Source organism: Sphingomonas sp. BL-S-29 (genome assembly GCF_055521495.1).
In genome coordinates, this window is the sequence record NZ_CM145482.1 from 3,534,341 (window position 1) to 3,547,126 (window position 12,786).

Annotated in this window: 8 protein-coding genes; 1 reads left to right on the forward strand and 7 read right to left on the reverse strand. The window is 67.6% G+C overall.

Features of this window, described 5'->3' with window-relative positions; genetic code table 11:
- Positions 1-78 precede the first annotated feature (78 nt).
- Positions 79-1,971: an asparagine synthetase B family protein gene (locus tag ACZ1I2_RS16730; protein ID WP_465176484.1), complete on the forward strand. Its 1,893-nt coding sequence runs from the start codon at positions 79-81 to the stop codon at positions 1,969-1,971.
- A 9-nt stretch (positions 1,972-1,980) separates the two neighbouring features.
- Here the strand turns inward: ACZ1I2_RS16730 and ACZ1I2_RS16735 are convergent, their stop codons facing one another.
- The 7 genes from ACZ1I2_RS16735 to ACZ1I2_RS16765 all read right to left on the reverse strand — a co-directional run bounded on the left by ACZ1I2_RS16735 (position 1,981) and on the right by ACZ1I2_RS16765 (position 12,771).
- Positions 1,981-3,138 carry a 50S ribosomal protein L11 methyltransferase gene (locus ACZ1I2_RS16735; protein WP_465181486.1) on the reverse strand — a complete coding sequence of 386 codons (1,158 nt, stop codon included), beginning with the start codon at positions 3,136-3,138 and terminating at the stop codon, positions 1,981-1,983.
- 371 nt (positions 3,139-3,509) lie between these two features.
- Positions 3,510-3,998, reverse strand: a complete 489-nt coding sequence (locus ACZ1I2_RS16740; RefSeq protein WP_465176482.1) for a hypothetical protein — start codon at positions 3,996-3,998, stop codon at positions 3,510-3,512.
- On the reverse strand, positions 3,995-4,936 hold the full coding sequence (locus ACZ1I2_RS16745; protein ID WP_465176481.1) for an alpha/beta hydrolase: 942 nt from the start codon (positions 4,934-4,936) through the stop codon (positions 3,995-3,997). The genes ACZ1I2_RS16740 and ACZ1I2_RS16745 overlap by 4 nt, the downstream gene beginning before the upstream one ends.
- A complete protein-coding gene (locus ACZ1I2_RS16750) occupies positions 4,933-8,292 on the reverse strand; it encodes a glycosyl hydrolase (protein WP_465176480.1) in 3,360 nt (1,119 codons plus the stop codon). The genes ACZ1I2_RS16745 and ACZ1I2_RS16750 overlap by 4 nt, the downstream gene beginning before the upstream one ends.
- On the reverse strand, positions 8,289-9,593 hold the full coding sequence (locus ACZ1I2_RS16755) for a glycoside hydrolase family 1 protein (protein WP_465176479.1): 1,305 nt from the start codon (positions 9,591-9,593) through the stop codon (positions 8,289-8,291). Before ACZ1I2_RS16755 ends, ACZ1I2_RS16750 begins: the two co-directional genes overlap by 4 nt.
- Positions 9,590-10,444 (reverse strand): alpha/beta hydrolase, encoded by an 855-nt coding sequence (locus ACZ1I2_RS16760; protein ID WP_465176478.1) that lies wholly within the window; start codon positions 10,442-10,444, stop codon positions 9,590-9,592. The genes ACZ1I2_RS16755 and ACZ1I2_RS16760 overlap by 4 nt, the downstream gene beginning before the upstream one ends.
- Before the next feature lie 32 nt (positions 10,445-10,476).
- Positions 10,477-12,771: a TonB-dependent receptor gene (locus ACZ1I2_RS16765; RefSeq protein WP_465176477.1), complete on the reverse strand. Its 2,295-nt coding sequence runs from the start codon at positions 12,769-12,771 to the stop codon at positions 10,477-10,479.
- Positions 12,772-12,786: the final 15 nt, after the last annotated feature.

Genomic DNA, 12,786 nt, shown 5'->3' on the forward strand with positions numbered 1-12,786 from the left:
GGCCCTTCGGGCTGTTCACCATGGTCGCCGCGCTGGGTGTCGTTTGCGGGCCAGCGCTAGGGGCTTGCCGGAACCTGCATGACGAACTTTGCCGGCCTGATTCGATTTGACGGCGCATCCATCTCCGACCGGCAGGAAGCGGCGCTCGCCTCTGCCCTCGGTCAGCGACAGCGCGGGCGAGTGCATTTCCAGCGCGCGGCGCATGCCGTTTTCGCTCAGGTCGCGTCAGCGGGTGAGCCGCGGACAGGAGCGCTGTTCGCGGCGGACAGCCGGCTCGACAATCTCGGCGATATCGCTGCCGCAGCCGGTGTGTCGTCGCGCGGCGGCGAAGCGGCCTGCATGCGCGCGATCTTCGAGCAGCGCGGCGACGCCGGGCTCGCGCAGCTGCTCGGTGTATTTGCCATGGCGCACTGGGATGAAGCCGACCGAACGCTGACCCTTGCCCGCGACTGCACCGGCGGGCGCGCCCTTTTCTACCATGCGGGCAAGGGCTTCGTGGCCTTTGCCTCGCATCTGGGGACGCTGCTGGCCTTGCCCGATGTGCCATGCGACCTCGACGAGCGGCTGCTGGCAAACTTCCTGGCGCTCAATCACCGCGAACGCGAGGCGACATTCTATCGCGGCATCTGCCGGGTGCCGTCGCGCACCGTGGTGCGCATCACGCCTGGGGGCATTGCCCAGCGGCATTACTGGAGTCCACGGCTGGACGCAGCGCCCCCCTTCAAGCGCGACGAAGACTATATCGCGCGCGGGCGCGAATTGATCGACCGCGCAGTCGCACGCGTTCTGCGCGACACGCCGCGCGTGGCGATCTGCGTCAGCGGCGGCTTCGACTCCAGCGCGGTGGCCGCCACCGCCGCCCGCCTCGGGTCGGCGGAGCTCGATTGCTATTGCGGGGTTCCATCGCCGGGGCTCGACCGGTCGGTGCGCGACCACCGGTACCTCGACGAAAGCGACAAGGTCAGGGCGCTGGAGCGCCTGCATCCGGCGCTGCGCCTGACGCTGGTAGCGCCGCAGGCCGCCCATCCGATGCAGGCCGATCCCACGCGCTTCTTCCAGACCGTCATGCCCATGCCCTGCCGCAACGTGGACAATCTCGGTTGGTTCAGCGGCATCCAGGATACGCTCGTCCGGCACGGCCACCGTGTGGCGCTGACGGGGACCATGGGCAATCTGACGTTCAGCTGGGATGGACGGTTTTGCCTGTCGTCACTGGCGCGGCAAGGGCGCTGGCTGGAATTGGCGCGACAGGCGCGCGCGCTGGCGCGAGGCGCCGGTGACAGCCTGCCGCGCACCGTGGTGCGGCAGGGGCTGGTCCCGCTGCTGCCGCCCGGCCTGCACCGCGTCTTCCAGCGCCTGCGCGGGCGCGAGCCGGAGGACGTCAGCCGGTTCAGCCTGCTCAACCCCGATATCGTCCAGTCGCTCGACCTGCCCGGACAATGGCGGGACGACGGGTTCGATCCCACCTACAGCACGCGCGGCACCAGCGCCCAGCTGCGCGCGCATCAGATCTTCGACCAGCTCCAGATTTCCCGCGATCACCTCGCGATGCAGGGCAACAGCCTCGAAACGCGCGATCCCTATGGCGATCGCGAGCTGATAGAATTTTCCCTCACCATTCCCGAAACCCTGTTCCTGCGCGACGGCGTGCCCCGCTGGTATGCGCGCCAGCTGTTTGCCGATCGCCTGCCGCGCGAGATTCTCGACGAAACCAGGAAGGGCGAGCAATCACCCAACTGGTTCGAATCCCTGAATGCGCGCCGGCCGCTGATCGAAGCGGCGGTCGAGCGGCTCGAGGCCTCCCCGCTGGCCAGCCGGCTGGTGGACATGCCGCGCCTGAAGCAGCTGATCGCCGGCTGGCCCGGCGACGCGCGCGCCGCGGAGAAGCACATGACCGTCTACCGCCTGGCACTGGATCGCGCCGTCCATGTCGGGCAGTTCATCCGCTGGGTCGAACGTGGAAACGAATAACCCCCGTCGTTACGGCCGGTCGATCCAGATGGCGAGGTTGTGACGGTCGTGCGATCCGGCGATCGTCATCGCCTGCCCAGGCGCGGTGTCGATCATCGGCAAGGCATGCAACATCATGTCCCAGCAGGAGGTGGCGCCAGGCATGGGCCGGTTCTCGTACTGCGTGTCGTCGTCCATATCGAGCGCGATCCATTGCGCGACGCCGTTGACGCGCCCGCCCGCCGCGCGCACGCGCGTCGTGGCTCTCGCCGGCGTACAGAAGCTCCCGGAACCGAGATCGAAGTCGAAAAGATCGCTGGGCTCGCTGCGCAATTCTATCCGGTCGCTGCCGACCGAACGCGCCCGAGCAGGCGCACGCAGATCGTTGAAGAGCGACAGGTCGAAGCCGTCGACCATGTGCATCCGCCCGGTCTCGCCGCGAACATCCTCCGCCAGCGCCACGCGCACCCGGCCGCGCGCGGGGATCGCCTGCGCCCCGGGCCTCATCAGGTCGCGCATCGCCTTTTCATGCGCTGGCAGCACATCCTCGCCCAGCAGATTGTTGCTGACGATCTCCGACACCAGAAGGTCAGCGTGCCCGCCCAGCTCGTCCAGAGTGAGCTTGTCCGAATGGCCGGAAAAGATGCGCACCACATCCCCATAGCCATTGGCGTCGACGATGCCGCGCGCGGCATGGGCGACCATGGGATTCATTTCGCAGCTGACCACTTCGGCGGCACCGGCGCGCGCCGCCATCATCGCGAGAATGCCGGTGCCGGTGCCGATTTCCAGCACGCGCATCCCGGGTCTGATCGCCCGGCGCAGCGCGGCGTCATACGCCGCGTTGCGCGCCGCATCCGCCACGATCGTGAAGTGCCAGTTCGGCACGTCTCCACTCAGCAGGGCGCGCGCGCGTGCCGCCAGCTCCGCGTCGTCCGGCACCAGCGCCAATGTCCTGCGGCACAAGGCAACCGCCTGCTCGACCTGACCGGTTTTGCGCATCAGGTTCGCCAGCTGCATCATCGCCGCCGGGTTGCCCTCCGCCTTGGACAGCAATGCCGCCAGCCCGTCCTCGCGATTTCCCATCGCCTGACCTTGCCGCGATTCATCGCGCGCGTCGAGCGGATCGATGTCTTCCGCCCGGGCTATCGCCGACCTCACCGTGCTCGACGCCGATCCCATCGCCATCGCGCCCGAGGCGATCCCCCCAGGCGAAGACGCAGCGCACGATCGTCGGCGGGCGCGAGCTGCTCGGGCCCGCCAAGGCATAACGGGGAGGAACAGGGCGGCGATTTTTCTCTCGCCCTGTTACCTCCAACTTTGTTGGAGATATTTCCGGGAGATTTCAGGTCTTTATTGGGCGTTTGCCCTGTTCCTGCGGAACAGGGCGGGCAGGCAGCGATAACAGGGCGCAGCTCATCGCCAGACAGGGCGCGTCGATTCAGTCGACTCGACTGTCCGGCGGGAGGTGGTTCCATGCTGCGGTCCTGCATCCGGGGACGGTGGCATGACGGGATGGAACTTTGAATCGAACACGTCGCTACGCGGCTACTCGACGGCTACTCAGGACGAACGGGTGTTGGTGGCTCTGATGTACTGCAAGCTGCTCTAGTCGCCACGGCCGACACGATCGCCCCGAGCAGGGCGCCATATAGCGTCTTGGCGATGGCCACGGTGCCGAACGGCCAGACCGACGGGCCGATCGACAGAAAAGCGGCATTGATCAGGAACGACAGCGATGCAGCCGCGCCGGCGATCAGCAGCGCACGGCGCAGGCCGTTGCGGCGTGAGGGTGGCTCGTCGACAAGGCCCGGCAAGCCACCCCGCGCCAGGCGCCTGTGCGTGATCAGCGTCGGCACGACCGCTGACATCAGCGCGATCATCACGCCTTGCGGCACGGCGTCGAGGATCAAGCCGCCGGTGCCGCCCACCGGCACATGGCTCTGGCCACCGAAAAGCAGGAAGCAGAAGGCCAGGCTGAGCAGCCCGTTGATCACGGCGCCGACCGCTGCCTCGACCGCAACATAGCGTCGGACCGCCTGGTTCATCGTTGCGTGCCGAGCAGCCCGCGTGCCTGAAGCCAGGTCACGAATTCCGGAAGGACCTGCACGGTGGTCGTCCCGGGCCGCCCAGCACCGAAGCCATGGTCGCCGCGTTCATAGGCGTGAAGCTCCACCGGCACGCGCGCGGAGCGCCATGCCTCGACGATGCCGAAGCCCTGGCGTGAGAACAGCCCGTCGTCCATCGCGATCGCGGCGAACATCGGCGGCGCGCCGGCCGGCACCGCGATGGTCGACATCGGGCCATAGATATAACCGATGAACGCCGGGCGATCGGCCGGGGTACCGGTCAATACCGCTTGCAGCGCGGTCATCGCGCCGGCGGAAAAGCCGATCATGCCGACCCGGGCGGGGTCGATATGCCATTCAGCGGCGCGGCTGCGGATCAACCGCAGCGCCTGTAGTGCATCGGCGGGCGCGAAGGGATCGCTGATGGATTGCGATCCGCCGGGCCGCGCCGCCTCGCCCATCACCTGGCCGACGGTCTGCATGAAGGCCTGCTCGTCGTCCGGGACCGGATTGGTGCGATATTTGAGCACGAACGCCGCGATGCCACGATCGGCCAGGCGCTGCGCAACGTCATATCCCTCCGTGTCCATCGACAGCGACAGGAACGCCCCGCCAGGCGCGACGATCACGGCGGCGCCCGTCGCCTTGCCCGGCGCGGGCAATACGGGGACGATGGTCGGCACGGTGACGTTCCGGGCAATCCGCCCGTCCATCCGCGTGGCGGGATCGAGTTGCGCGGTGAGGCGGCCCCAGCGCTCGGTCGTGGTTCCGGCGGGCAGCGATCCGGCGGGATAAAGCGGGATCGCACCCGGCTGGTCGGGCGTCGCGATCCGCGCAAGCTCGAAGCGCGGCTGAGCACCAGCGGCAAGCGGCACGATAGCGAGAAGGACGGCGACGGCCTTGGCGAGAAAGTTCATGGCGTTCCCTTCGTTTCGGTCAGGATGGTGACGGGCCCGATCAACCCGGATGGCCGCAGCGGCGCGTCGGGCTGATAGGTCGGCGCGGCGGTGAAGGTGACCTTGGTGGCGCCCGGCTGGACGTCACCGATCAGGCGGTTCACCCAAAGGTTGGCGACGCGAATCTCGAGTTGATTCCTGCCGGCGCGCGCGGCTGCGGTGACGTCGACCCGGTAGGGCGCCTGCCAGACGGTGCCGACCGGCGTTCCGTTGACCCGCACCTCCGCGACGTCCCCCAGCTTGCCGAGATCGAGCCACAACCGGCCTTTTCCGACGGTACGCGGCAGGACGACGCTGCTCTCATAGGTCGCCACGCCGGAAAAATAGCGGATGCCGGGATCGGCCTGCTCATTGAGCGGCGCCAGTTTTTCGAGAACCGTACCCGCTGGCGCGCCGCGCTTCGTCTGGAAAGCGACCTTCCATGGATCGGTCGCAGTCGCGATGGTGCGCAGGACCGGTGGCGCGATCGTCGCACCGCCGCCTGATGCAGGGCGGCGGAATACCACGAACAGCGATTCCTCCGGCGCGATGGTCAGCGGCACGATCGTCTGGTTGCCACTGGTCCGGAAGGACAAAGGTTCGGCCTTGCCAGTGTCGGCGTGCCAGATATCGGGCGCCTTGCCGGTCACGCGAAACCGGGCGTCGATCCGCATCTCGCGCTGCGTGCGGTTGTCGAGGAAATAGATGTCGCCCTCGGACAGCGCGCGATGCTGGAACAGCAGGTCGGTGCCGTTGGCGCCGGCATAGGTGAAATCGGAGCCGATCCCCGCCCGGTCGAGCGCCGCGCCGGGATCTCGGCCGGTGATGACGCGGCCCTGCCCCACTCGCGCCTCGCCGCCGCCGGGCCAGAGCCGCTTGATCAATGCGGCCGTTTCAGCCTTATCGTCATCGAGCGACGGCGAGCCTGTCGGCGCGTCGCCGACCAGTGTCGCGCCGGCTTCGACCAGCGCCGCGATGCGTCGCAGCGTCGCCAGGGTCATGCGCTGGCTGCTGCCGCCGAGATAGAGCGCCCGATAGCGCGCCCCGCGCGCCGCGACGAGGTCGCCGCCCTCGACCCGCAACTTGCCGGCAAGAACATCGGCATTGACGAAATCCACCCCGCGACCGACCGGCAGATCGGCGGGCGCGCGATCCGCGAACAGCGCGGTCAGCGGCGCCTCCTCGCCGTAGAAATAGGCGATGTCGGCGACATGCCGCCCCTGCTGGAGCAGAAAGCTCGACCGGGCGAGGTAATCGACCCAGGGCCGCGCCATCTCGGCCCAGCTTTCGTGGCGATTGAAATATTGCCCGAAGATCGCGAGGCTCAGCCCCGGCTCCTTGTCGTCCATCGGCGACATCACCGAGGTATGGATCACCGGCCGGTTGACGCCCAGTGCGAATTCCAGATCGGCCACGCGGCGCAGATCGGCCGGGGCGAACGCCCAGGGCGAGAAGGAGGCGGTGAAGGATTCCGCCGCGACCAGATTCTGGCCATAGACATGCGCGACCGAGGCCGCGCCCATGATGTCGCCGACCAGGGTCGGGCGCGGCGCGCCGTCCTTTCCGAACGCCCACATTGCTGCCATCGGCACATCGGTATGCGCGCGCATCGCCATGTCGTCGCCAAGCTGCGGCCGGCCGTTTTCGAGCGCTTCGCCATAGAGCTTCAGGCCGCGCTCATGCGCCACCGTAGCAATGGTGCCGTAATGCTCGCTGGCGAGCAGGTCGGCGAGCGTGCGGCGATAATCGTAAAGGAACGCGTCGCTCTTCGCGCGCGACCCGATCACCGCGCCGGTCAACGCAGGAAGCCAGGGCCGGGCATCATAGCCGCGCAACGCCTTGAAGCGATCGAGCAGCTGCGGCGTCCAGTTCGCATCGCCGGATTCGATGCTGTCGGTCAGCAGCGCGTCGACACCCTTGCCGTCCGGCCCGATCGCGGCGCCATAGGTGTCGAGATAGGTGGTGATGTAGCGGCGCACCGCCCCGCCATCATATTTGTCGACCTCCAGCCCGGTCGCTTCGGGCGAGGCGGGGTGATTGGTCGTGCCGAGCAGCGACCAGCCAAGCCGCGCCACGCGCCAGCGGCCCGGTGGCGGCGTCCAGTCGAGCGTGCCGTCGGGGCGCATCCGGCCGGTAAGGTCGACGACCTTGTCCGGTGCAATGCCGTCCAGCTCCGGCGCGTCGCCGCCGAGCGCATAATAATCGGGCACCGTGGCGAAGCCCGCCTTGGCCTCGAACCGGTTGATCCGCGCATCGCCGGTCAATCGCAACGTGCCGATCTGCACGTTCTGCGACGCCGGTCCGGTCGGGAAGACTCCGCCCACCACCGCGCCCGGCGCCGGGGCGGCGAGGCCGACCTGTTTCGGGCCGTCATTGGGCGCAAAGACGACGCGGAAACGTGTCGCCGTCACCGGCGCGAACGCCGATGTCGTCGGGACATTCCCGAGCGGGAGCTTCGCCACCGGGCGCCACCCCGCGCCGGTCTCCGCCTCCAGCACCGGCAGGAATTCCGGGTCGCCGAACGGCGGGACGGCATTGGGCACGAACAGCGTCACCGACCGAACGGTCTGCGCCGCCGGATAGGCGAAAGTGATCGCCGGAACGGCACCGGCCGCGCCGCGCGGAATCGCGACACTCGTTTCCTCGCGTGCGTCGGAAAGCGCCGCTACGTCGAGCGTATCGCCGGCTTGGCTGGTGGCGCGGGGAAGTGCGGCACCAGGTGCCGCGACCGGCCAGGCAAGCACCGCGATTTCACCCGATGCCTGGGGTACAGCGCTCGCCTTCTCGCCGGTAAAGGCCGCGAGCGGATCGAAGAAGGGTGTCGACCCATAAGGTCCGGTGACGCCGGGTGGCGCGGACAGGCGCCCGCGAAACGGTTTGCCGCCGACGATCTCGGTCTCGCTCCACACCAGCTTCTTCATCGCGTCGGCGGGCGGCACCCATGGCCCGCCGGTTTCGCTCCAGCCGGGCGAAGCGGCAATCGCCAGTTCCAGGCCCAGCCGGTCCGCCGTGGTTGCGGCATGCGCGAAAGCCGCCTTCCACGCCGGGGTCATATAGGCGATGCGGTCTTTCACCACCTGCGGCGTGCCGAGCGAGGCATCGAAGGTCTGCACGCCGCCCAGGCCGACGCGCTTCATCCATTCGAGGTCGCGCGTGATCCCGTCCTCGGTGATGTTGCCGTTCAGCCAGTGCCACCAGACGCGCGGACGGGCGCTGACCGGCGGATCGCGAAAGCCCTCCGCCAGCGCGTCGCTGGTCGGGGCGGGTGCGTCCTGCGCCGAAGCGGCGCCGGCAATGGCCAGCGCGGCGAGCGAAACGGCCAGCAGGCCGCGTTTCACAGCGCGTTCCAGCGAGCGATGGCGGCGAGCACGCCAGCGCTCGGCTTCGGCGTGCGCTTGAAGGTCGTGCGGTCGACCGCCACCAGACCGAGATGCTGCTTATAGCCCGAGATCCATTCGAAATTGTCGAGCAGCGACCAGTGGATATAGCCCAGCACCGGCACGCCCTCGCCCATCGCCTTGTGCAGTTCGGCCAGCGCGGAGGGGATCAGGCGGGCGCGGATCGTGTCGTCGTCAGTCGACACGCCATGCTCGGTGACGATGATCGGCTTGCCGATCTGCGAAGAGGCATAACGCACCGCGTTGGCGAGCGAGGGCGCGTAGATCTCGCCGCCCATCGCGTTGACCGTCGCGTCCCTGGCCGGCGGCAGGCGGCCCTCCGGCCCCCACAGCACGCGCTCGTAATTCTGCACGCCCATGAAGTCGTCCTCGCGCGCCACCTCTAGCCAGGCGGCATAGAGTTCCTTGCGGGCAGCATCGCGTTTGGCGACGGGGCCAACCGCCTCGTCATCGAACATCGACAGGGTGAAGCCGACAGGCAGATCGGGACGGACCGCCTTGATCGCGGCGCGCGCCTGCCGGTGTCCGGCGATCAGATTGACCGTCATCGCATCGACATCCTCGGCGTTCACCGCATTGCCGGCGATGAACCTGGCGACATTCGCCTTTTTCGCGGCGGCATCGAGCATCCCCCGCTGCAGGTCGAGCACGAAGGGCGGCAGGACGTAGCGCAGGATTCGCATGATATTGGGCTCGTTGAGCGTCATCGCATGGCTGATGCCGGCACCGAGATGGCGCGTGGCACGCTCGCAGAAGCGGGCAAAGAGCTGCGGCGAGTCGGGGTGAAGCCACCCGCCCTGCTTCGCGAACCACAAGGGGGTGGTGTAGTGGTTGTACGTCACCATCGGCCGGATGCCGCGCGCCCGGCATCCCTCGATGATCCTCTTGTAGTGATCGAGCATGGCGATCGAGAACAGGCCCGGCTCCGGCTCGATCCGCGCCCATTCGAGGCTGAAGCGATAGGCGCCGAGATTGAGCACCTTCACCAGATCGAGATCGGCCTGCCACAGCTCGAGGCTGTTGACCGCGTCCCCCGACGGTTCGGAGAAGACGCTCGGCTTCACATTCTCCAGAAACCACACGTCGCTATTGACGTTGTTGCCCTCGACCTGATGACCCGCGGTCGCGGCGCCCCAGAAAAAGTCTTTTGGAAAGGTCTTTGCCGGCGCGCGCTGCGCCAGCGCGGGCGAGGCCAGGGTCGCCCCGGCCGCAGCGATGAAGGAACGGCGGTCGATCGTCATGCGAGGTCTCCGATGAAGGCGCAGATCTCGTCGGACAGCCGGGTGTCCGTGGTGCCGAGATGATAAGCGAGGCTGAAATGGTTGTGGCCCGAGCCGACAAAGGCGCGCGGCATGATGCCGTGGCGCTCCAGCCGGGCGGCGAGCAGCGATAGGAATTCCGCCTGGAATCGCGGCGGATCATATTCGGCGCCGGCAACCAGCAGTGGCAGCGTCGTCGCCACCACTGCATCGAGCGGTCGGCGTTCCGGGTAAAGATCGGGCGCGCCGTAATAGAGGGAGTCTCGTTCATCCAGCGGCGTGAACCCGTAAAGGCCTGAAAGCAGCACCGCCGCCGCCAGCCCTTCGCCGCCGCGCAATTGCAGGTGCGTGGCGACATGCACCGCGCCGGCCGAGGTACCGACCGCGACGATGCGCGCGGGATCGCCGCCATGCCCGGCGATATGCGCGCACAGCCAGTCGACCGCGTGCCCGACATCCTCGCCGCCCGCCGGCCATCCATGGTCGGGCGCGAGCCGGTAATTCATCACCGCCCCGACCATGCCGTTCCGCGCCGCCCAGCGCCCGGCATGGGCGTTGAACGGATGATCGGCGCTGCGTTTCTCCCCGCGCAGGAAGCCGCCGCCATGCACCCACAGAAGTACGGGCGCGGCGGCGCCCCCTCCTGGCGGTGCGTAGAGGTCGAGCGTCTGGCGCGGATCGTCGCCATAGGACAGGTCGGCCACCGAGACGGGGTGCGCCGCGGCATGCCGGTCCTGCTCGTCGCGATAGAGCGCGTGGACCCGGGCCAGGATATCCGGCCCCAGCACGCGCCCCATCGCCGCCAGCGCGGCGCGGTCCGAAGCCGGTTGCATCACCATCTCTTCCTCTCCCGAGACTCTCGCGATCAGAATTTGCCGTCGAGGCTCAGTCCGACCTGCCGGAACGACTGGGGACCATAGATCGCCCCGATGTTCGCGGTGCCGTTATAGGGGAAGTCGCTCTGCAGCAGCGAGGGCTCGTGGACGTCGAACAGGTTGCGCGCGAAGATCGCGACCTGGAAGCGATCGTCGTCGGTCCGCACGCCGATCCGCCCGCCCGTCATCCAGTGCGGGCGGAAGGTCGTCTCGATCCGCGAATTCGCCTCGTAGCGCAGGCGCGATTTCCAGACGGTGTCGGCAGCGATGAAGCCCTTGAAGCCGCCGGTCAGCGCATGCTCATATTCGCCCGACAGGGTGAACTTGTACTTCGGCGCATAGGCCAGCTGAGTCCCGCCGAGATTGGTACCGTCAGTACCGAGGAACCCGGTCGGATAGGTCGCCTTGGCGTAGATGAACCCGGTGTTGAGCGACATGCCGTCGAACGGCCTGCCGAAGAAATTGATCTCCGCGCCGCGCGATTTCACGCCGTCGATATTGGTCTGAACGCAGGAGATGACCGCGTTCGCATCGACGGTGCATTGCTGCGCCTGGAAGTCGCGGATCTTCTGGTAGAAGATGTTGATGTCGGCCACCCAGCCGCCGAACAACGTGGTCTTCAGGCCGCCTTCATAGACCATCGGGATCTCAGGGCGCACGACATAAGGCGTCAGCGGGGCCGACGGCGTCGCGATCTGGCCGCCCTTGAAGCCGCGCGAAACCGTTGCATAGACCATGGTCGCCGGGGTCAGGTTATATTGCGCGCCGAAACGGTACGACACGACCGCGCTGCTGAGCCGCTGGGCCTGGTTGGGGCTGGCCGGCACGTCGAAATTATACCGGTCGAGCGACAGCTTCGCGCTGGTGTAGCGACCGCCCGCGATCAGGCGGAGTTCCGGCGTAAGGTGGATTGTCCCCTGCCCGAACACCGCCAGCGATTCATCCACGATACTGTCATTGGCACCCAGCGAGCGCACGATCGGGATGGCGACGCCGGGCGCCGGGATCAGCGTGACGCTCAGCGTTTCCGGCGTGCGCGTCTGCTTCTGGCGCGAATAAAAGGCGCCGACGGTATATTCGAGGACCTGGTCCGCCGGCGAGGCAGCGCGGAATTCCTGCGTGAACAGGCTGAGATTGCGGTGTACGTCGCCATTATTGACCTGGAGCTCGAGCGGATCGGCCCGGAACACGTTGCCCGCCGCGCCGGCGCCGCGCTCGCGGCTTTCACGATAGGCCGTGATCGAGGTCAGCGTGAACGGGCCGGCGTCATAATCGACCTGCCCCGAGCCGCCATAATTGGAGCTGCGACCGACGACCGACTGGTTCGTGCAATAGTTCCGATTGCCTTCGCCCGGCGTCACGCCGCAGCTTGCGAGGCGGGCGGTGATGCCCAGCGGATCGAAGCCCGCGCCGCCCAGGAAGGGCCCTGGCCCGCCGGTCTTGACGAAGGTGAAGAAATCGCCGGCGCCGTTGAAATGACTCTCGCTGTAATCGCCGATCAGATTGACCGTCAGATCGGCGGTCGGCTTCCACAGGAAGCGCGCGCGGCCGCCATAGCGATTGCTGTCATTCAACCGGCCGGTCAGGGCGTTGCGATTGACGCCCTGGCGCAGATTGGCGAGGCCGGACACGCGCAACGCCGCATTCTCGCTGAGCGGCACGTTGACGAGGCCCTGGATGATCTGATTGCCGAACTGCGATCCGGCAAAGCCGGCGCTCGACAATTCGGTGCGGAGCCGCGCGCTGAAGTGAGTCGGGTCGGGCGCGTTGGTCGAGATGTTGATGACGCCGGCCGATGTGGTGAGGCCGAACAACGTGCCCTGCGGGCCCTTCAGCACCTCGACCCGCGCAACGTCGAACAGGTCGCTGATGTTGGCATTGCCCTGGCTGACCTGGTCGACGACCACGCCGACCGACGCGACTGCGCCGGCGGAAAAGGTCTGGGTGCCGATGCCGCGGATCGTGCCGCCGCCGCCGGTGTTCTGGCCCGGCGCCGCCTGGATCTCCAACGAGGGCGCAATCCGGTTCAGATCGTTGACCGTATTGACCTGCTGCCGCTCGAGCTGCGCCTGATTGGCGACGGTGATCGAGATCGGAACCTTGGTGACGTTTTCCTGCCGGCGCTGCGCAGTGACGATGATGTCGGACATCGCGCTGCTATCGGCTTCGGCAGCCTGGTCGGTACCGTCCTGTTCCGCCGGCGCAGGCGCCTGCTGGGCCGCGGCGGGCGTGGCGAGTGCCATCAGGCTGGTGGTGGTCAGTGCTGCGGCAATGAATCGTGTCATGGTGCCTCTCCTGTT